The organism is Vibrio rubrogenes (assembly GCF_059641415.1).
Genome location: NZ_JCARSY010000011.1, coordinates 64,428 through 84,536, shown reverse-complemented (window position 1 = coordinate 84,536; position 20,109 = coordinate 64,428). Strand labels below are relative to the sequence as shown.

The following is a 20,109-nucleotide window of genomic DNA, read 5'->3' as shown; positions in this document are numbered from 1 at the left end:
ATAATGCACTTATTCGGACAGGCTATCAAGATAACGTTCTGCATCTAGTGCCGCCATGCAACCTGTTCCAGCTGAAGTGATCGCCTGGCGATAGTTATGATCCATCACATCACCGGCAGCGAAAATACCCGCAATACTGGTTTGCGTCGCATTTCCTTCCAGACCGGACTGAACAATAATATAACCGTTCTTCATTTCTAATTGGCCTTGAAACATCTCGGTATTCGGCTGATGGCCGATGGCAATGAATACGCCCATTACATCGAGTGACTCGATTGTGTCTGACTTGGTGTCTTGCAGACGCACGCCTGTTACACCCATTTCATCACCTGTGACTTCTTCCAATATACGGTCTGTGTGTAAAATAATTTGACCGTTGGCAACTTTGTCCATTAAACGATCAATCAGAATTTTTTCAGCACGGAAGCTATCACGACGATGAATCAGATGCACTTCAGAGGCAATATTAGATAAGTACAACGCTTCTTCAACGGCGGTATTTCCTCCCCCGACAACCGCGACTTTCTGATTGCGGTAAAAGAAACCGTCGCAGGTTGCGCAGGCGGACACGCCTCGTCCTTTAAATGCTTCTTCTGAAGGGAGACCCAGATATTTGGCTGACGCACCGGTTGAGATAATCAGCGCATCACATGTGTAGGTCTGGCTGTCACCTTTGAGTGTGAAAGGCCGTCGGGTAAAATCCACTTCATTGATGTGATCAAAAATAATGTCGGTATGAAAACGTTCCGCATGGGTTTTCATGCGCTCCATCAACCCCGGTCCGGTGAGCCCTTCCGGGTCTCCGGGCCAGTTTTCGACTTCAGTCGTTGTTGTGAGCTGGCCGCCCTGTTGCATACCGGTAATCAGAACAGGATTCAGATTGGCGCGAGCTGCATAAACCGCGGCTGTATAACCGGCAGGTCCGGAACCAAGAATCATCAATTTAGAATGCTTTATGTTGCTCATCTTATCCTCAGGGGAATCGTTTTATTCTATCTTGCTAACGATTGTAGGAGATTCCTTCATTCAATAAAAGTATGAAAAAAAGCATATTATGAAAGAAAAGGTTATAGATGGTGAGGAGAGCTGTGATGATTGAGAGACCGGTCCCATTAAAACTGATTGAGGTAATTGACTCATACCGTCTGCCTGTCTGCCGATCCCAAACGCGATAGGTAAAAATTCCGTATATTGCATTGCTTTGGTCTTTCCGTTGAACGGATAGTGCGGTTTTTAATTATGGTTTAGATGAAAATTCTTAATTTGTCATTGTTTGTCGTATTTTGAGTTATTGTTTATGGAAAATGCAAATTAATCGACTATTCTTTTGTTATAAAAATGTAAAATCATGCTAATTCTGAGTAGAGGAATTGAATATGATTCATCAACATGAGAATACACTGCATATTACCCATCTGAGTAATACGGCTATCCATCAACTGGCTCCTTCGTTTCAACAACTTCCTCATACGGCTCATGCCGACGGACAATATCGCTTGCGACGTTATTCGGTGATTCAGTTCATCAATGGGCAGGTGGTTGAAACCGACAAACATGATTTCACACAATCCAGTCAATATAACCCGTTTCAGGGGGATATTCAGCGCCAGTTTGAACCGGTGCTGCAAGAAACGCTGAGGAGTGACGGTTTGCGGGAAATGTGTGAGCTGTTTGTGGAAACCAATGGATTACCCGACGGACAAATTATAGATATTCATCAGATGCGTATTGCATCAGTGTTCGATGAGACCATGGTGTCACCGGAAGGGGTTCATCAGGACGGCTACGACTATATCGCGATGATTGGGATTGATCGCCATAATATTGTTGGTGGTGAACTGATGCTTTATCAGGATAACCATGGTGCACCGTTTTTCCGCAAAGTGCTGGAAGATGGTGAAGTCGCTATGGTGGCGGATAGTGCGCTCTGGCATAACGCGACGCCGATTCGTGTGATAGAACATGGAGAAGAAGGGCATATGGATGTGTTTGTTCTCACAGCAAAGGATGGAAACCATGAATTTCACGCCTGAGGCTGCCCGCCAGCAATTTCCGGTATTCCGGCAAGATCAGCAGCGGTTACCTTTGTTCTTTGATGGGCCGGGCGGAAGTCAGGTTCCGGCCATCGTCGGGGAACAAATTGCTCAGTATCTGTCGGGAGGAACCGCAAATGTGGGCGGGTATTACCCGACGAGTTTTCACACCGGTCAGCTGGTGGCGCAGGCAAGGGAAGTGGTTCAGGCATTTTTGAATGCTCCGGCAGCTGAGAATATTGTGTTCGGGGCGAATATGACCACGTTGACATTCCATATGAGTCGGATTTTAAGTCGTGAATGGCAAAGTGGTGATGAAGTGATTGTCACGGAGCTGGATCATTATGCCAATGTGTCGAGCTGGCAGCAGGCGGCAGCTGATCGAGGCGCAGTGATCCATCAGGCCCGGGTTGATGAGAATCAATGTTCACTGGATATTGAGCATCTGCTCTCTCTCATTGGTGAACGCACGCGACTGGTGGCAGTGACCTATGCGTCCAATACCACCGGCTCTATCGTTGATGTCCGGCGGATTATCGCAGCTGCGCATCAGGTCGGTGCATTGGTTTACGTTGATGCGGTTCATTTTGCCCCGCATCAGTTAATTGATGTACAGGCGTTGGATTGTGATTTCCTGGTCTGTTCCGCGTATAAATTTTATGGCCCCCATATCGGCATTTTGTACATTGCGCCGCGCTGGCTGGCGCATTTCATGCCCTATAAAGTTGAGTCGGCACCGAATGTGGGGCCGGGGCGTTATGAAACGGGGACGCTGAATTTTGAAGGTTTGGCCGGGATAATCGGGACGATAGAATATCTTGCTCAATGGGGCAACGCGGAGGACTCACTTAGAATGAGGCTGGCCGAGAGCTTCACCCAGTATCAACAGCATGAGCAGCGGTTAGCTGCGCTGTTTTTATCACTGACAGATACGTTAACTTCAGCACAGTTGTACGGAGCTGATGTTGCTGACAGTGCGGTAAGAACCCCGACGTTTGCGCTGCGCTTTGCACATCATACTCCGGCGGCAATTGCCAAATCGCTGGGAGAACAGAATATTTGCGTGTGGCATGGTCACTTTTATGCGCTGGGTCTGGTGAGACGCTTAGGACTCGAAAGCCACGGAGTTCTGCGTATTGGTATGATGCACTACAATACCGAGGCAGAAATTCACCATTTATTCGAACATTTGCAGCGTCTGGAGAAAAGTTAACCGCAGTGGTTGTTTGCGGTGCAGCGGATAAGTAGGGATAAGATGTGTGGAACGTCACTGTTCTCACACATCATCACGACCACATCAAATATTGATTGCGCGTGAATTAAAGCGGTTGAAATTCAACTTCATAAGAGGTGAATTTCCGAATATTGATGACCCCGGTATCGAGGATCAGATACTGTCCTTTGATTCCTTGTAAGAGACCTGACACCCCGGGGTTTTTATCAAAATTGTGTGACACGATTTTGGTCGGGTGCTGTTGTACCGGAAACTGAATATCCGTGATATCAGGATTGACCGCAGTGACGGCGTCTTCCCCATATGTCTGGCGGATATTCTCAACTGTTTTCTCAACCAACGGACGAAGTTTTTCTGCCTGTTCATGAAGCGCGAGTGGATCTTGATCTTCTTTTAATAAGGTGCGCCAGTTGGTTTTGTCGGCAATATGCTGCGCCAATTCGACTTCGATTAAGCCGGAAATATAACGATTCTTCACTTTGAAAATCGGTAATCCTTGCGTCGCCCCTTGATCGATCCAGCGGGTTGGAATCTGGGAGTGGCGGGTAATACCGACTTTGAGGCCGGATGTGTTGGAGAGATAGACATAATGATCTGTCATGCAATGTGACTGTGCCCATTCCGGCTCCCGGCAGGTTCCTTGCTCATAGTGGCAGGTTTCCGGCTTCATAATACACATATCGCAACTGGCTAACTTCTGCATACAGACATAGCAGTGTCCCTGCGCGTAACTTTTTTTGGTACGCTTACCGCAATGGCAACAATAAATATTGCCGGTATAGGTGAGGGATAGCGGATGGCCGATCAGTGGATTCAAGGCGATTTCCGTTGCTCCGACAGGGAGAAAATACTCGGTGTGTGGGTTGAGGGTCGCACGTAATTTACTGAGAGTTCCCTTGATGACTGAAGACATGACATTGCTCTTTTTATAGTTGAAATTGATATCAATGAAGCGGGTTATAGCAAAACGGGTCAAGGCTTGTTTGAATAGCGCAATGTGACCCGTGTTGCTGATATACCGACATCATCCCGTGATATTAACAGAATTGAGTCTCCTCTAGCGAGTTTACTCAGCGGCGTGAGGATTTTTTGTCTCGGTTGGATGAGTGTCGTTCTCAGATATTTCTGCCGGTGTTTCATCAGAGAAAATCGGTTCTTTAGGTCCGAGGAACTTAGGTTTGGCATCGATGATGAACAGATCGAGGATCGCTCTGGCCCGGGCAAAAATTTCACGGATTCTTATTTTGAAATCTGTACCGTGGGCCGGGCCGGGAACAGCGAAGCAAGCCGCATCAATCTCGTGGTAGTTCGCGATAAACAGCGCTCGTTCACAATGAAAGCGCTGAGTAATAATCAGAAAATGGTTGGTATCAAAGATTTTTTTTGCCCGGACAATTGAATCGAGCGTCCTGAATCCGGCATAGTCCAGAGCGATATCTTGCTCCGGTATACCTGCTTTCATCAAATCGCGTTTCATGGTCCATGGCTCATTGTAAGAACGGTGCGCATTATCGCCACTGAGCAGAAAATGAGTCACTTTGCGTGAACGGTAGAGCTGAATCGCAGCTTCAATACGATGGGTGTAATACGCATTGAGTATGCGTCCCAGATACTTACTGGTTCCTAACACGACTGCCACTTGATAGTGCTCAATGTGATCGGTATTGGTGAGTATCTGGTCCTGTGTTTTCCAACTGATCCAGCGATCAATGACGAACAGAGAGACTGCCAACACAAGCAGCATGATGAGCAGACCTTTCATGATCTGCCAGCCCAAACGGCATATTCTGCTTATGCAACCGCTATCGGCGCAATACTTACTGAGACGAGAGTGGATAACTATACCTTTTACCTAAATTATATTTGTCGGTTTTTTTGGGCCCAAAGCCCGATGCCGACAAAACTGACAATGACAACGACAAACATGGTGCCTCGTTCTAAGTGGGCAAGTGTCCGAGCTAAGTCAGGGCTTAGTTTGACGATGATAAATCCATAACCAAATGCATTGAGTAATATAAAGGTAAATGTGCGAATGACAAAGTGCTGATTACGCAACATTCGGCGTAACAACGCATTAATTTCACCACCCAGCATCACTAGCAGGCAAGCAATCAGTGCGATAGAGATTTCTTCCAGATAAGGTGCGAGATACTGTCCCGCGGGGTTGAAAAAATGCAACATGGTATGAATGTCCTTGCAAATAAAAAGCCTCTGTTATAGAGGCTTAGCTTATCATATTGATTTGTCTGACTGTTTTTAGAACGCGACGCGCTTATAGCGACGATAAACAGGTTGCCAGAAATTACGCTCGATCGCTTGTTCCAGTGCTTCCGGTGTAATTGCATCAGCCACGCCTTGTTCAATGGCTTTTTTCGCGACTGCCATTGCAATTTTCTTCGAAACAGAGTGAATTGCTTCCAAAGGTGGCAGCAGTGAACCGTGACCATTGATGGCCAGTGGGGAACATTCAGCCAATGCCCGGCTTGATTCCATCAGCATTTCCTTGGTGACACGTTTTGCATTGGCTGCCAGTACACCCAGCCCGATGCCGGGGAAAATATAACTATTGTTACACTGAGCAATCGGATAGAGCTTGTCGCCTAACATGACCGGTTCAAACGGGCTACCGGTTGCAACCAGCGCTTCGCCGTTTGTCCATGCGATCAAATCGCTTGGCAAAGCTTCCACCCGGCTTGTCGGGTTAGATAACGGGAAGATAATCGGACGCGGACAGTGTTGGTGCATTTCGCGGATGATTTCTTCGCTGAAGAGTCCCGGAGCACCGGATACACCGATCAACACGGTTGGCTTGGCTTCGCGAACCACATCGTGCAGTGAGAACCCTGTTCCTTCTGCTTCCCAATCTTGGGTATTGGATTTTTTCTGAACCAGACGTTGTTGGAAATCCAGCAGGTTTGGCATACCTTCTTGGAGTAATCCCCAACGGTCAACCATATAGACCTGTGAGCGCGCTTGCTGATCGGAAATACCTTCTGAAACCATCTGAGCAATAATTGCTTCGGCAATCCCGCATCCCGCGGACCCGGCACCTAAGAAGGTGATTCGCTGTTCTGAAAGTTTGCTGCCCGCAGCTTTACATGCAGCCAGTAAAGAACCGACGGTAATTGCGGCCGTCCCCTGAATATCATCGTTAAAACAGCAAATCCGGTCTTTGTAACGCTCAAGCAGTGGCATGGCATTTTTCTGGGCGAAGTCTTCAAACTGAACCAGAGCATCCGGCCAGCGGCGTTGTACGGCTTGGATAAACTCTTCAACAAATGCATCGTATTCTGCACCGGTAATACGCGGATGACGCCAACCCATATACATGGGGTCAGCCAAACGTTGCGGGTTATTGGTGCCGACATCCAACACAATCGGAAGCGTATAAGCGGGGCTGATACCACCACAGGCGGTATACAGGGCCAGTTTTCCGATTGGAATCCCCATTCCGCCGATGCCTTGGTCACCCAGACCAAGAATACGTTCACCATCGGTTACCACGATAACTTTGACGTGATGGTTGGAAGCATTATTCAGGATGTCATCAATTTGATTGCGGTTCGGATATGAAATAAATAGTCCACGACCACGGCGATAAATATTAGAAAAGTTTTCACATGCAGCACCGACGGTCGGTGTGTAGATGATTGGCATCATCTCAGTAATGTGATTTTGAACCAGCCGGTAAAAGAGTGTCTCATTGGTATCTTGTATATTACGAAGATAAATATGCTTATCCATATCATTATCGAAATTACAATATTGCTGATACGCACGGACGACTTGTTCCTGAATGGTTTCTGTCGCTTCGGGGAGCAGGCCGGCAAGGTTAAATGAGCTTCTTTCTTCTGCGGTAAAAGCTGCACCTTTGTTGAGCAGTGGTGTACTGAGAAGCATAGAGCCCGCATGGGAAATATATAAAGGGCGTTTGTCGTTGTTCATTGTATGCCTATATTTTGTAGGATGATGAAGGGGGAACCGGAGCAAATTTTACGGATACTCCAGTCGGTTGTAAATAGAGGCAATTTGACGTTTCCCTCATTCTCGCAGGTTAATCGTCGGATTTTTTGAAGCTGGTTTATCAATCTTTGTTTTTTGGTAAATAAACACAAGTTTATTTGTTAAACAAAATATGAATTATTCATATCAACAGGCTAAATATTTGTTCAATAGTTGTTATTTATATGCATCTGATAGAGCAATTGTATATATGTTTTCGGTCATAAAATATCGTTTTTTTATATTCTATTGCTATAAACGGATTGGCAGATCATAGTGTGTCTATGGTGCTGTCACTTTCGTGGGGGGACGAAATGATTCAACCGAGCCGAGTTCTGGGTGTATTTGATTACACCGCATTTCTGGATGTTGCATGTCATAAACATTGGACGATCTTTGAAGCCTTTTTTCATACAGAGCACGTTGCACATGATGACGCGTCACAAATGACTTGTCAGGAACTAGCCCCGGATGAACGTTTGTGGAAGAAAGCACTCCAAAATCTGTCATTGGGGCGTAGTGATCAAGAAAATCTGATGATTTTGTCAAAGTTGGCAAGGGCGGAAGGGATAAATGCGTTACAAGTGATGATGCCTTATGCTTTGGATGCACAACAGCTTCGTGAGATTGAAACGCTGGGGTGTCATGCGACTCAGGTAGTTGAGGCGGATGAACTGTTGATTGAGTGGTAAATTGAAGTGAGACTATCAGTTATTTGAACCCGCTCATCGTCAGTATCGCGATGAGCGGATGATGATATCGATCAGCCGGTTGATGCAATCATCGGTTCTGCTATCGAAGGTTTGGTTATCGAAGCATTATGCATGCTGAATAAGACCATACTCTCGGTCAAGTATCTCAACAATTTCTTGTTTTGGATTGTCACTCAGATGGATGGGATGACCCGTAATCTTTTCGGCAATACTTGTATAAGTTTCGGAAACATCCAGTAGTGCTTGCAATGGTAAGGCATTGTCTCTGGCGAGAGCCTCCCGTTCAGGCATTCGCGCTTTGTTCAGCAGAATATCCGGGTCTGGGAAGTAGTTCAGCAAAAATTGACGGAAGCCTTCTTTTGAATTTTCAACGATATGACCAGATGCATATTGCTGACCATCCCAGATTCGGGATGAATCCGGTGTACCGACTTCATCCATATAAATGAGTTTATCTTGTCCCTGAGCATCGGTGACATAACCAAATTCAAACTTGGTATCGACGAAAATCTGGTCAATATCAGCGAGCGCCTGACTGATCACATCAAAGCCTTCTTTGAGTAACTTTTCATATAAACCGATATCTGCCGGACGACGGAAGTTAAACGCTGCGTAGTTTGCTTCAATATCTTGGCGGCTAATGTTGACGTCATCGGCCTCCGGTACACCGGGAATTCCTTTGAGAATCCCTTTGGTTGATGGTGTAAGCAGGAGTTCAGGCAGTTGCTTATCTTTTTCTAACCCTTCGGGAAGCTGGATTCCGCAAAATTCTCGCTCACCTTTGTCGTACGCTCGCCACATTGAGCCTGTGATGTAGTTACGGCAGATTGCTTCAATTTTAATGGGTGTGGCTTTCTGAACAATCCAGACAAACGGGTGGGGGATATCAAGAATATGGCTGTCTGCCAGGCCGTGTTGGCGAAACAGTTTGAACCAGTGGTTGGAAATCGCGTTGAGTGCAGCCCCTTTTCCCGGAACCCCGGCAACACCACCTTCAGCATGCCAGATACAGTCAAAAGCAGAGATACGGTCACTAATCACCATAATTGCCAGCGGGGCATCTGCTGCAACGTTGTAGCCTTTTTGTTCAATCAGGCGACGGCTGTCTTCTTCGGTTAACCAGTAAACGGAACGCACTTTTCCACTATGAACGGGTTTGCTGGTGCGAATGGGGAGGTCGTCATTGACGGCGAGAATTTGATCGGCGAGGCTCATTCAGACATTCCTATCTAAAAAGTAATCGGTTCAACTGACAGATACCCGTTGACCAGACACAGAGTGACAAACATCACGGGATATCCGATTTCTGAGCGCATCATACCAGAACTATTTTTCACTGCCAGAGAAAAAGCAAACGTTTGCTTTGGGGTGGTATTTTTTAACCAGTCACGGATTAAAAAAATCCCCTCGCGTAGATTCGAGGGGAAGAAAAGGGGATTGCTTATGTTGTGTTACTTGTTGTCGAATGAGTCTTGCTATTTATTTTATTCGTCGCGGCTCGTTAGTCGCGTCGGCTAGTGGTAGCAGTGGCTCGGATCCGCCACGAAGAAAACCTCACAATGGTATTGTTTACCTAATTGTATGAGTTGTGTTTGCGCTTGTTCAGTGAGTTGTTGTGAAGCCACAATAGCGCAGGCATTGCCTGATAGAATGGCTTTACGGATCACATGATATTCATCCATTGTCCGTGAGGGCCTCAGTTGTACGACTTGATGACCCGGAATCTTGTGTGAATCAAGTGAGCGCAGATCCGGCCGGTAGGATTCAGATGTGACCAGAATCCACTGTGGCAGTCGAGAGAGTTGTGCCAAACGATCATAAAGCGAGCTTTCCATGGCACAGTATCGGGTCGCACCTTCAGGTGTATGACGACCGGCATAGTGGAGGGCTCCGGATGAGTTCATGAAATCATTCAACAAACGCATAATACTGTTTCCTTATACATGCTGTTCGTATATACAGTATTTTATATTGAATGACTGATCAAGCAGGAATTGGCGTAAATTTGTACTTTTCTGTTATCAAGATCTCATTACTGAATATTTTCTTGCCGTGAGTGCGAACTGGTGTGGGAATACACAGGTACAACACAGCCGTCTGTCAGCCGTTTTAAATTGAGCGAGTTAGTGATCGTGAAACAGATACATAGCGGCGAGTTGCGATATTGTCGCGATAAGCAGTATGACGGATACTATGACTGGGCTCTGTATGGTTTGGAGCTCTATTGTGCCGAGCTGCTTTGCTGATGGGCTAATAGTGATTTTAATGCTTGATTCAACCGTTTCATCTCTTCATCACTACCTTTCATGTCAGGGTGATAAATTTTGCTCAGCTGTTTATAACGTAGTTTGATTTGTTTGATATCCGGTATTTCTGTGGCTGAGAAACCGAATAAGGCACAGGCTAAGTCGAGGTTCTGTGGATGAGCCGGTTGTTGTTTGAGCTGAGTTTGTTGTAAACGCTTAAGTTCTTGAAACAGCATGGTCATCTGTTGTTTCTGTTTACGAATGGTTTGTTCCTGCTGTTTGATTTTTTGTTGTTGCGTGTTGGTGCCGGACTGAATCGGCAACGACTCTGACGGTTGTGTCTGAACCACGGGGTGAGTTGCTTCCGCTATTCTGAGCTGTTTTTTGAGTCGAACAGAAACAACCCCCAGCAACGCCACTACCAGCATCAATATTGCCGCGATCACGCTGGATATGATCTGCGGCAGAGTAAATTGAGTCGCATCTTGTGCGTTCTTGAAAGCGGGACTTCCGGGCACCGGAGAGGATGCAGGATCGACTGCTTGCGCATCTTCGAAGGCTTTTCTCTGTGAAATCTCTTTCATTCTGCGGTGATTGAACTGTTGTTCGAGTAACTGGCTATAGCGTTGCTCTGCGATTGGGTTGGACTGGCCTGCAATCCGATACCAAACCAATGCTTGCGTTTCACCCGACAGGTCTGCGACTTGTTCATAGAGTTGACCCAGTTTGAACTGTGCCGCAGTGTCCCCCTGCGTTGCTAGTCGGGTCAGCCAATAGATCGCTTGTGTCTTATCCGGTGTGACACCGTTGCTGCCATTGAGATAAGCATTTGCGACCTGTAGTTGTGCCTGCGTATGGCCGTTTTCTGCGGCTTGTTCCATCCAGTAAAAAGACTGCTTGGGGTCGGCTTTTACCCCATCTCCCTGTTGATAATGCAAGGCAAGTTGGTACTGTGCGTTTCTATCACGCAATATGGCTTGTTGACGTAGGGTATTGATGTCGGCTGCATGAGCAGATGCAAGAACCAGCAGCAAACATATCAGTAATAATCTCAATCGCACTCCCGATCCCTGTTGAATTGGTTTCGTTTTCACCCGTTGTTGCATTCTGTCTTTGAGTTGCTTCGCACCCGGCCAGTAGCGAGAGCAGAGAAAGCATGATGATAGTTCGTTTCACTGAGATACTCTCTGATCGTTATTCCTATATCATGAATCAAAATTATCTATCACATTGTAGACAATAATTCGGATGAATTATTTCAATAATTTTGGTGCCTGTGCACCATCAATCGGTCTGTTGACAGAAATTTTACGTCCCTTTTTCAATCCGGTTTCGTAATCTTCGGTTAAATTTTTCATTGCTTCTTTCAGTTGTTTCTTAAACGTTTCCCGGTCAATATTCTGGAATTCACGATCAATATAGCTGTTGATTTTATCTGCTGAATCTTGATCGGGGGTGATATCCGGTAATTTTTCCAGAGCGCCTTCGATCCAACCGGATACAAAAGAGTTGACCCGGCGTGACACTTCTTGTGTCGAGGTGCCACTGCCAGCAAAACTATTGCGAAACTGACCGGTTTGCTCGTTCATTTCACGATAAATGACATCAAAGGCAAAAGCAGCAAAAATAGCGCGATCCGCTTCACCGATAAACTCGGCTCTTTTCAAACCTTTATGATTGAGTAATACGGCTTCTACGCCAAACTTGGTGTTGATACCCCGGATAATTCGGAGCAGGTGGCTGCTGATTTGGGTTGGTAGCAGGTGAGAAGACTGGGTTTTTCCCATTTTGATGAATTCAATATCATCTTTGTGCAGACCATATTTTAACATCAGGCTATGCGCCATTTTGATGGCACTTGCCGCCTCATTCACATTAGCGGAATTACCAAGTTCCAAGCATTTAGCGATTTTTTTAAGGGCTTTTTCTTTATTCATTGACCTGAAATATAGGGAGTTGAGATGTACAGCAAAGTCCGTCATTCTAACTTTTCTGACCGAAAATGGAAAGAATGAAAAGAGAGTCGTCAGTCGCAACTGACGGGGGATGACGGCGAGTAGCGGTGTGACCGGCGTACCGTTAATGCCAGCATGATGAGCAACCGTTGAGGAGACGATGAAGTCGAACGGATCCGGATAAAGTGACTTTTATCCGGATAAAATCAATGGGTGGTGCTTATAAACCGAGTTGATCGAGTAAGTCAGCTGCGTTGGACTCTGAGGAATCATCGTTTTGATTTTTCTGATGATTGCTAGAGGATTGAGTGGATGAAGCTTGTGCGGATTGTTGCCATGTGGATTCCAGAATATCGTCTGGGTTTTCATCTTCGGAAACTTCAAATTCTTCTAACTGAATGAATTCGGTTTTATCCATTGCAAGCTCAAGATAGAAAATGTTGTTTTTTTCAGTAGAGAAGGTAACCCGGCGCGCTTGAGGACGATCGAGATTGGTATCAACAGAAAGCAAAACTTGTTTGTTCAATGACAGCATTTTCGGCTGGTTTTGGGTAATGTTGGTCTGTAGCTCTTTGCGAACTTTATTGGTGAAATCACCAACGAGCTGATTCATCAGTTCGCCTAATACATCACCGACTTCGTCCGATGTATGTAGTACGGCCAACTCTTCTTCCGGCATCCCCATATTACGCATGTAATTACTGTAAATCTCCAGTGCTGCTTTGGCATTGAAGTTAATGACAACCAATCCGGTAAACCCGCCATCAAAAAGCACAAAACAACCAAAATCAGGTTTGAGTGCCGTTTTGTTAATTTTCTGAACCATAGCAGAATAATGGATCTGCGAAGCGGTTGCTGTCGTAAGCACCTTAGAAACAGACTGGCACAACATCAGCAGAATATCTTCTGTGGTGACTACTTGACTTTTTTTCATATGATTGTCCATCAAAATATTTCAACAACAAGGCATCACATCATGCCTTTTCCTATTCTTGAACCGAGATTCTGTTTTAATCGCCTCATTAAATGTTGTAAAGTGACCCAACTCAAAGATCAAGAACAAAAAGTATTAACCCATCGCTGCATTGAAGTCAGCGTTGCACGGATAGGAAGCAAATGTTACCAAGACTTCACCATCAATCCGATATCGATCCCGTCATATTCCAATTTTTACAAGAGCTTGAATCTCACGAATTTTCCGGTGATATCGAAACGCACTATTCAAGTCGTCTTGCGGTGTCTACAGACAATAGTGTTTATCAGCAGTTACCGCAAGCAGTCATTCATCCAAAAACAACAGAAGATGTTGTACTGATTGGGAAAATGAGTGCGAAATCGGTTTATAAAACAGTGACCTTTTCAGCGCGGGGCGGTGGAACGGGAACCAATGGTCAATCGTTGACGAAAGGAATTGTCGTCGATTTATCCCGTCATATGAACAACATTCTGGAAATCAATCCGGAAGAAGGGTGGGTTCGTGTGCAGGCCGGAGTGATCAAAGATCAACTCAATGACGCCGTCAGACCTTATGGTTATTTCTTCTCTCCCGATCTTTCCACCAGTAACCGGGCGACGCTCGGTGGTATGATAAACACCGATGCCTCCGGACAAGGGTCGTTGAAATATGGTAAGACCTCGGATCATGTACTGTCGTTACAGGCGGTATTTGCCGATGGTTCGATACTGGAAACGGATCTGTCGGCTGGATTGCCGGAGCAACAGACCTATGCTGCCAAAGCTCTGGCCGTCACCGAATCTGTTTGTCGGGAAAAGCGGGCTCAGATTCTGGACAAATTCCCGCCCTTGAATCGGTTTTTGACCGGTTATGATCTGAAAAATGCACTCGATGAAACCAATGACACGTTTAATTTCACGCGCGTTTTGTGTGGTGCTGAAGGGTCGTTGGCATTTATTACTGAAGCCAAGCTGAATTTAACACCGATTCCCAAGGTGCGGATGCTGGTCAATGTCAAATATAACAGCTTTGAGTCAGCTCTCAGAAATGCGCCATTCATGGTTAAAGCCCAGGCCTTATCTGTCGAAACGGTCGATTCGACAGTGTTGAATCTGGCAAAGCAGGATATTGTCTGGCACAGCGTCAACGATTTATTGTCTGACGTTCCCGGCAAAGAGATGCAGGGCATCAATATCGTTGAATACGCAGGGCAGGATCTGGCTGAAATCGAGTCTCAGGTTCAGGCGTTGACTGATAAACTGGATCAGATGCTGGAAAACGAAGAGGCTGGCATTATTGGCTATCAGGTTTGTCAGGACTTGGCCAGTATCAATCGTATTTATAATATGAGAAAGAAGGCGGTGGGATTACTCGGGGCAGCGAAAGGCCGGGCCAAACCCGTCGCATTTACGGAAGATACCTGTGTGCCACCAGAAAATCTGGCTGATTTTATCGCGGAATTTCGCACCTTGCTCGATTCTAAGTCACTGGCTTACGGGATGTTTGGTCATGTAGATGCGGGGGTATTGCATGTGCGTCCTGCATTGGATATGTGCGATCCGCAACAAGAAGCGATGATGCATCGTATCTCGGATGAAGTGGTTAAACTGGTCGCCAAATATGGCGGTTTGATGTGGGGAGAGCACGGGAAAGGCTATCGTTCCGAATATGGCCCGGAATTCTTCGGTGAAGAACTGTTTCAGGAGCTTCGGCGGGTGAAGGCTGCTTTTGACCCGCATAATCAAATGAACCCGGGGAAAATCTGTACACCGCTGGATAGTGATCATCAACTGGTGAAAGTCTCGGATGTCAAACGGGGTTATTTTGACCGCCAAATCGATATTCAGGTTCGTGACAGTTTCAAACAGGCGATGGAATGTAACGGTAATGGTCTCTGCTTTAATTATGAAACCAGCTCTCCGATGTGCCCTTCAATGAAAGTGACAGCGGATCGACGCCATTCTCCGAAAGGTCGGGCAGGATTGGTTCGCGAATGGCTGCGTCAGTTAACAGAACAGGGTGTTGATATTCTTGATTTGGAAAAACAAACCTTGAACTCGACGTTATCGGTTAAAACGCTGATTGATCGGATTCGTCATGCCTGGCGGAAAGAGCAAGAGAGTGATTTTTCTCATGAAGTTTATGAAGCGATGAATGGATGTCTGGCGTGTAAAGCCTGCGCCAGCCAATGCCCGATTAAAGTGGATGTTCCGAGTTTCCGGGCCCGTTTCCTGAATCTTTACCATACTCGTTATCCGCGACCCGTCAAAGATTATCTGGTTGCCAATATTGAAACCATGTTGCCGCTGATGGCCAAGGTCCCGACGATGGTAAATGGCGTTCTGTCCCAGAGTTGGATGCAACACCTTACCCGTTCGACGGTGGGTTACATTGACGCGCCTTTGCTGACGGTGCCGACACTTGCCAAACGGGTTCGTCATAAAGCATTGGTGCCTTACCATTCTGAAGGGCTGGCTCAGATTCCTGAGTCACTGCGTCAGGACTATGTCATTATCGTTCAAGACCCGTTTACCAGCTATTATGATGCAGATGTGGTCGATGATTTTATTGATTTAGTGATTCGGTTAGGCAAACATCCGGTGCTGCTGCCATTCAAGCCGAATGGTAAAGCACAGCATGTGAAGGGATTCCTCAAACAGTTTACGGCAACGGCCAGCTCAACGGCTGCGTTTCTCCGGGAGGTGGCTGAACTGGGGATTCCGATGGTTGGTGTCGATCCCGCCACGGTGTTGTGTTATCGCGATGAGTATCAGGAAATTTTGGGTGAGCAACGTGGCGCATTTCAGGTCTTGAGTGTTCATGAATGGATGGCACCACGCTTATCTGAATTCCATATCGAGTCGTCTCAGTCTGCTGTCGAGTCTCCTTGGTACCTGTTTTCGCACTGTACTGAAAAAACCAAGTTGCCGAATAGTGAGAAAGAGTGGACGATGATTTTCAGTCATTTTGGTGCCAAACTTGAGCCGGTTGCTGTTGGCTGCTGTGGGATGGCCGGGACTTTCGGTCATGAAGCGGACAAATTCGAGATGTCGAAAGATATCTATGGTTTGAGTTGGAAACCGAACTTTGAGCAGTTGCCGGCAGAGCGTTGTCTGGCCACTGGTTATTCCTGTCGGAGTCAGGTGAAGCGGTTTGAGCAGATCAAACCTAAACACCCGCTACAGGCGCTGTTGGTGCATCTTCAGTAACCGCTGCCTTGCACTGCCTCAGCTGCTATCTGATGATCACTGCTGGGGCCGTGGCGAAAGTGGGTTGAGAACTGTGTTGAGGTGAATCGTGAATCATCGTTTAGCATTGAAAGTCCCACCGGTGCTTGTCTTTGTGATTGCACTGATATTGATTCATTTGGGGCACTGGGGGTTACCCGGTGCGACGGTTGAATTGCCGTTTCGTTGGGGCGTGGTCATCGGGTGCTTATTGTTGTCTGGCTGGCTGGGGTTATCGGCGCTATTCACGTTTTATCGGGCCAGAACAACCGTCAATCCGGTGCGCCCTGAGTTAGCTGCAACGGTGGTCACACACGGCGTCTTCCGTTTTTCCCGTAATCCGATGTATCTGGGATTAGTGCTCATTCTGATCGCGGATGTCTATTGGCTGGGAAACATCACCGGGCTAATTGGGATCATCGGATTTGTGGCGTATATGACTTATTTTCAAATTATGCCTGAAGAGCGGATATTAGATGCCCGGTTTGGGGAACCTTATCAAGCATATCAGCGCCGCGTTCGACGCTGGCTATGATATGTGCTGAATCTCGTTATCAGAAAAACAAAAACCGCTGTGATATACAGCGGTTTTTTTGTGTCGTGATCAAGCGTTTCGACTGGCTGACTATTTAGGCGGCTTGGCCTGCAATACGCGCTTGAAATGCATCTTTGAGTTCATGAAACCGAGCGACCAGATTGTCAATCGCACCGTCATCGTATGGGCGTAATCCGCTGACGACCAGGCGTTTGGTCCCTTGTCCGACGATTTGATCGTGATTGATGAAATTAAAATACAGCGTGACGAGACCGCGTTTTCCATCAACATCGAATGTGGTATGACTGAGTTCGACTGTCGGATGCGTCAGATCAAGGTGAGTGAACTCCACTTCCATACTTTCATACATAACCAACGGACGATCACAGTTAATCATCACGTTTTTATTTTTCATCAAAGGGACAAGCAGGTGGGGAAAGTTCATCCCGGAAAAACGAGCATAACTGGTGACGAAATGTTCTATAAATGCGTCATTGTGGCTCACTTCTCCGTCGCGGTTCATATGAAGGTACTCTTTGCCGTTCTCATCAACAACGGCACTTTCTTTGCCTTCCATATTTTCAATATGCAACGGTGTTTTATCTCCGACCATACCAGAAAATTTAAATCTCATGTTCTGGCTAATCCCTTCTTTTTTCAACAGCACCGCAAAAAGTAAATCACCGGGCACACAAAAGCGTTTGTTATCCTCGTCGTGAATAGGATTGAAATCACCGGCAACTTTTTTAGCAAAGTGACTTGCTTGCTGGCGTGTAAATTGAAACTGATGGTTATTGCTTGAGAAATAAGAATTTAGGAACATATTTAATAGTAAGCAGTCAAAACTGACAGGAATTATATACGATTTTTAGCAAAAAAATGGTCTATCCAGATCAAAATTAATTAATAGGCCACGAGAATACATCCGCGGTTAGTGTAGTTTGTCAGACCATGAGTGTCAATATTTTGTCAATTTCATTAATTTGGTTATCAATTCCCAAATTATGCATGATTGCAATAAGTTTTTTGATAAATCACCAATTGCATAATGTATCGTGTCAAGAAAATATCAAAGTTCCACGCGGGGAGAAATAAGTGCCATGTGGCGGACACCAGCAGGCATCGTACAATACAAATTTTGTAATAAAACAAATCGTGTAATAAAACAAATCATGTAATAAAAATGGAATGATTCTGAGCGCAAATAAACCACGGTTCCCGTTCCGGGAGCCGTGGTTTGGTGTTTTGTTTCGCAGACGTCGCTTAGTCTCTTTTCCAGAATATATGACAAAACTTCTGTTCCGGATCCCGGCTAATCAACATGCGGGCGAAAACATCATCTAAAGTGTCATTTTCTTCATTGACGAGGCCGATATTGACTTCAGCGTAGGTTTCTTTATCGACATCGAATCCAACCTGGTCGCTCCAGTCATCTTTGACATCGACCAACTCGGCAGCACCGCGTTCATCAAATTGTGCTGTGAACAGAATAATATCGGCTGGTTCGAGATTATCCGGTGCCATTTCGAGAAATATATCATAGGCTGTATCAATGGCTTCATCGTAAGAAATGAGTTGATTCATTCGCGTTATGCTCGGTTCATGAATTTACGTTCGGTTGTGTTGACGACAACCCGATCGCCCGTTGCGATATATTCCGGCACTTGAACAACTAAGCCGGTTGCGAAACGGGCTGGTTTGGTTCTTGCGGATGCTGAAGCGCCTTTAATCGACGGGTCTGTCTCTTCAATCACCAGTTCAACCGATGCCGGTAGATCCAAAGCAACGACTTGCTGATTGACGAGCACAACATACAGCCCTTGAGTCTCTTCGTTGATGAAGAGTAGTTCGTCAGCGATATCATCGTGTTTAAAAGTGTATTGGGTAAAATCTTCTGTATCCATGAAGATATATTCATCACCATCGATATACGAGAAACTGATTGGGCGTTTGGTCATATCAACCGTTTCAAGGACATCATCGGATTTAAAACGTTCATCGACCCGAGTACCAGTGGTTAAATCGGTGCAGCGGAACTTATAGATTTTTGCGCCACCACGGCCACCGGGTGTTGTAATTTCAATATCTTTCACCAACAGCATCTTGCCATTGGTATCGACGACAAAGCCTTTTTTAATTTCACTTGTCTTCGGCATTGCTTTTCCTTACATGGATTGATTTGAGAAAAGCCGATTATATACTGACTCAAGTGCGTTAATCACCTCTTGTTCTCTTCTTTTGGGAGAAACATGTCTCTCCGCGACCTTCAGACATTCGTGATGATTGGCCGGATAGGTGAGGGGAAGGGCAATCAACCAATCGGGGACTCTATCTTTGATAATATCTTTTACAACAATATCTTTTAGAGTACTGATTCGTGTATGATAGCGAAGCTTTTCAGCCGTATTTTTGAGTTTTTATGATGACATATTCCGGTTATGCAATTACCAGTGATTAATCCGAACATTCCTTTTCAGTCGCAGTATCAGCCCGTTGTCAGTTCTCTTATTGCTTACTTAAAGGCTGGCCTGAAAGATAATCTGCACAGTGTCTATGTTTACGGCAGTGTTGCTCGAAAAACTGCTTGCCCCGGGCGTTCAAATATCGATGTCATCGTCGTGACGCATCGCCATTTTGACGATCAAAAAACCACAATTTTCAATACATTGCGCTGGCGTTTCAAAAAGGACTATCCGTTTGTCACCGATGTGTCGATTGAAACAGCGCTGGTTGAAGAGGTCGCCTCGCTCGACAGTCTTTTCTCATGGGGATTTCTGCTCCGTCACTGTTCTGTCTGTGTCTATGGCCCGGATTTAGCGGAATGTTTTGGCCATTATGAGCCGAGCTGGGAAATTGCCAAATTCTGGAATATGGATGTGGCGGATTGGGTCAGTTATTACCGGGATAAAATCGCAAAATCAAATGCCCCGGATGAACAGGTGAAGGCACAGCAGAGTATTGCTAAGAAATTACTCCGTGCGAGCTATTCTCTGGTGATGTATCGCGACAAACAGTGGATTGACGATCCTGTTGCTTGCGGAGAGCAGTTTCTTCATTATCATCCTGAGCGGCAAACCGATATTGAACGACTGGGGATATTACTGAAGACGCAGCGCGTTATCCCGAAACGTTCAGTCATCGGCCTGTTGGACGACTACGGACAATGGCTGGTCAAACAGTATCAGAAAACCGAATTCCGGATTGGTTGA

At 45.9% G+C, this 20,109-nt stretch carries 19 protein-coding genes; 6 read left to right on the top strand and 13 right to left on the bottom strand.

The window, feature by feature from the left end:
* Positions 1-9 precede the first annotated feature (9 nt).
* On the bottom strand, positions 10-966 hold the full coding sequence (gene trxB, locus AC55NX_RS10285) for a thioredoxin-disulfide reductase (RefSeq protein ID WP_496995645.1): 957 nt from the start codon (positions 964-966) through the stop codon (positions 10-12).
* A 410-nt stretch (positions 967-1,376) separates the two neighbouring features.
* On the opposite strand from trxB, the gene AC55NX_RS10280 reads away from it, so the two are divergent.
* Together AC55NX_RS10280 and AC55NX_RS10275 are read left to right on the top strand one after the other, a co-directional pair.
* On the top strand, positions 1,377-2,033 hold the full coding sequence (locus AC55NX_RS10280) for a 2OG-Fe dioxygenase family protein (RefSeq protein WP_496995644.1): 657 nt from the start codon (positions 1,377-1,379) through the stop codon (positions 2,031-2,033).
* Entirely contained in the window at positions 2,017-3,246 is a 1,230-nt protein-coding gene (locus tag AC55NX_RS10275) for a cysteine desulfurase-like protein (RefSeq protein WP_496995643.1), read from the top strand. The genes AC55NX_RS10280 and AC55NX_RS10275 overlap by 17 nt, the downstream gene beginning before the upstream one ends.
* Positions 3,247-3,352: 106 nt before the next feature.
* Here AC55NX_RS10275 and AC55NX_RS10270 read toward each other — a convergent pair whose 3' ends face one another.
* The 4 genes from AC55NX_RS10270 to AC55NX_RS10255 all read right to left on the bottom strand — a co-directional run bounded on the left by AC55NX_RS10270 (position 3,353) and on the right by AC55NX_RS10255 (position 7,212).
* Entirely contained in the window at positions 3,353-4,180 is an 828-nt protein-coding gene (locus AC55NX_RS10270) for a DUF2797 domain-containing protein (RefSeq protein ID WP_496995642.1), read from the bottom strand.
* Positions 4,181-4,333: 153 nt separating this feature from the next.
* Positions 4,334-5,029 (bottom strand): SanA/YdcF family protein, encoded by a 696-nt coding sequence (locus tag AC55NX_RS10265; protein WP_496995641.1) that lies wholly within the window; start codon positions 5,027-5,029, stop codon positions 4,334-4,336.
* Positions 5,030-5,124: 95 nt separating this feature from the next.
* A complete protein-coding gene (locus AC55NX_RS10260) occupies positions 5,125-5,448 on the bottom strand; it encodes a DUF3392 domain-containing protein (RefSeq protein ID WP_059120643.1) in 324 nt (107 codons plus the stop codon).
* Between the two features lie 75 nt (positions 5,449-5,523).
* On the bottom strand, positions 5,524-7,212 hold the full coding sequence (locus AC55NX_RS10255) for an NAD-dependent malic enzyme (protein WP_077335663.1): 1,689 nt from the start codon (positions 7,210-7,212) through the stop codon (positions 5,524-5,526).
* A gap of 371 nt (positions 7,213-7,583) precedes the next feature.
* Here AC55NX_RS10255 and AC55NX_RS10250 point away from each other — a divergent pair, with 371 nt between their 5' ends.
* Positions 7,584-7,961, top strand: coding sequence for a transporter (locus AC55NX_RS10250; protein WP_496995640.1), 378 nt, complete (start codon positions 7,584-7,586; stop codon positions 7,959-7,961).
* Between the two features lie 126 nt (positions 7,962-8,087).
* Here AC55NX_RS10250 and AC55NX_RS10245 read toward each other — a convergent pair whose 3' ends face one another.
* From AC55NX_RS10245 to AC55NX_RS10225, 5 genes are all read right to left on the bottom strand, one after another.
* Positions 8,088-9,197: a phosphoribosylaminoimidazolesuccinocarboxamide synthase gene (locus tag AC55NX_RS10245; protein WP_496995639.1), complete on the bottom strand. Its 1,110-nt coding sequence runs from the start codon at positions 9,195-9,197 to the stop codon at positions 8,088-8,090.
* Positions 9,198-9,496: 299 nt separating this feature from the next.
* Positions 9,497-9,907: a hypothetical protein gene (locus AC55NX_RS10240; protein ID WP_496995638.1), complete on the bottom strand. Its 411-nt coding sequence runs from the start codon at positions 9,905-9,907 to the stop codon at positions 9,497-9,499.
* 296 nt (positions 9,908-10,203) lie between these two features.
* Complete coding sequence (locus AC55NX_RS10235) at positions 10,204-11,283, bottom strand: tetratricopeptide repeat protein (RefSeq protein WP_496995637.1); 1,080 nt, start codon at positions 11,281-11,283, stop codon at positions 10,204-10,206.
* 198 nt (positions 11,284-11,481) lie between these two features.
* A complete protein-coding gene (locus AC55NX_RS10230; protein WP_038178358.1) occupies positions 11,482-12,165 on the bottom strand; it encodes a DUF2786 domain-containing protein in 684 nt (227 codons plus the stop codon).
* 238 nt (positions 12,166-12,403) lie between these two features.
* Positions 12,404-13,117: a DUF3334 family protein gene (locus AC55NX_RS10225; RefSeq protein ID WP_496995636.1), complete on the bottom strand. Its 714-nt coding sequence runs from the start codon at positions 13,115-13,117 to the stop codon at positions 12,404-12,406.
* A 182-nt stretch (positions 13,118-13,299) separates the two neighbouring features.
* On the opposite strand from AC55NX_RS10225, the gene ydiJ reads away from it, so the two are divergent.
* Entirely contained in the window at positions 13,300-16,347 is a 3,048-nt protein-coding gene (gene ydiJ / locus AC55NX_RS10220; protein WP_496995635.1) for a D-2-hydroxyglutarate dehydrogenase YdiJ, read from the top strand.
* Between the two features lie 88 nt (positions 16,348-16,435).
* On the top strand, positions 16,436-16,900 hold the full coding sequence (locus tag AC55NX_RS10215; RefSeq protein WP_496995634.1) for a methyltransferase family protein: 465 nt from the start codon (positions 16,436-16,438) through the stop codon (positions 16,898-16,900).
* A gap of 94 nt (positions 16,901-16,994) precedes the next feature.
* Here the strand turns inward: AC55NX_RS10215 and AC55NX_RS10210 are convergent, their stop codons facing one another.
* The 3 genes from AC55NX_RS10210 to efpL all read right to left on the bottom strand — a co-directional run bounded on the left by AC55NX_RS10210 (position 16,995) and on the right by efpL (position 19,056).
* Entirely contained in the window at positions 16,995-17,723 is a 729-nt protein-coding gene (locus tag AC55NX_RS10210; protein ID WP_496995633.1) for a DUF3581 domain-containing protein, read from the bottom strand.
* Positions 17,724-18,163: 440 nt separating this feature from the next.
* Entirely contained in the window at positions 18,164-18,484 is a 321-nt protein-coding gene (locus AC55NX_RS10205) for an HI1450 family dsDNA-mimic protein (protein ID WP_496995632.1), read from the bottom strand.
* Between the two features lie 5 nt (positions 18,485-18,489).
* Positions 18,490-19,056: an elongation factor P-like protein EfpL gene (gene efpL / locus AC55NX_RS10200; RefSeq protein WP_496995631.1), complete on the bottom strand. Its 567-nt coding sequence runs from the start codon at positions 19,054-19,056 to the stop codon at positions 18,490-18,492.
* A 282-nt stretch (positions 19,057-19,338) separates the two neighbouring features.
* Here efpL and AC55NX_RS10195 point away from each other — a divergent pair, with 282 nt between their 5' ends.
* On the top strand, positions 19,339-20,109 hold the full coding sequence (locus tag AC55NX_RS10195; protein ID WP_496995630.1) for a nucleotidyltransferase domain-containing protein: 771 nt from the start codon (positions 19,339-19,341) through the stop codon (positions 20,107-20,109).

Bases quoted from the DNA above. Each gene is read 5' to 3' on its own strand.
- trxB (WP_496995645.1), bottom strand. From the start codon at position 966: ATGAGCAACATAAAGCATTCTAAATTGATGATTCTTGGTTCCGGACCT.
- AC55NX_RS10280 (WP_496995644.1), top strand. From the start codon at position 1,377: ATGATTCATCAACATGAGAATACACTGCATATTACCCATCTGAGTAAT.
- AC55NX_RS10275 (WP_496995643.1), top strand. From the start codon at position 2,017: ATGAATTTCACGCCTGAGGCTGCCCGCCAGCAATTTCCGGTATTCCGG.
- AC55NX_RS10270 (WP_496995642.1), bottom strand. From the start codon at position 4,180: ATGTCTTCAGTCATCAAGGGAACTCTCAGTAAATTACGTGCGACCCTC.
- AC55NX_RS10265 (WP_496995641.1), bottom strand. From the start codon at position 5,029: ATGAAAGGTCTGCTCATCATGCTGCTTGTGTTGGCAGTCTCTCTGTTC.
- AC55NX_RS10260 (WP_059120643.1), bottom strand. From the start codon at position 5,448: ATGTTGCATTTTTTCAACCCCGCGGGACAGTATCTCGCACCTTATCTG.
- AC55NX_RS10255 (WP_077335663.1), bottom strand. From the start codon at position 7,212: ATGAACAACGACAAACGCCCTTTATATATTTCCCATGCGGGCTCTATG.
- AC55NX_RS10250 (WP_496995640.1), top strand. From the start codon at position 7,584: ATGATTCAACCGAGCCGAGTTCTGGGTGTATTTGATTACACCGCATTT.
- AC55NX_RS10245 (WP_496995639.1), bottom strand. From the start codon at position 9,197: ATGAGCCTCGCCGATCAAATTCTCGCCGTCAATGACGACCTCCCCATT.
- AC55NX_RS10240 (WP_496995638.1), bottom strand. From the start codon at position 9,907: ATGCGTTTGTTGAATGATTTCATGAACTCATCCGGAGCCCTCCACTAT.
- AC55NX_RS10230 (WP_038178358.1), bottom strand. From the start codon at position 12,165: ATGAATAAAGAAAAAGCCCTTAAAAAAATCGCTAAATGCTTGGAACTT.
- AC55NX_RS10225 (WP_496995636.1), bottom strand. From the start codon at position 13,117: ATGAAAAAAAGTCAAGTAGTCACCACAGAAGATATTCTGCTGATGTTG.
- ydiJ (WP_496995635.1), top strand. From the start codon at position 13,300: ATGTTACCAAGACTTCACCATCAATCCGATATCGATCCCGTCATATTC.
- AC55NX_RS10210 (WP_496995633.1), bottom strand. From the start codon at position 17,723: ATGTTCCTAAATTCTTATTTCTCAAGCAATAACCATCAGTTTCAATTT.
- AC55NX_RS10205 (WP_496995632.1), bottom strand. From the start codon at position 18,484: ATGAATCAACTCATTTCTTACGATGAAGCCATTGATACAGCCTATGAT.
- efpL (WP_496995631.1), bottom strand. From the start codon at position 19,056: ATGCCGAAGACAAGTGAAATTAAAAAAGGCTTTGTCGTCGATACCAAT.
- AC55NX_RS10195 (WP_496995630.1), top strand. From the start codon at position 19,339: ATGCAATTACCAGTGATTAATCCGAACATTCCTTTTCAGTCGCAGTAT.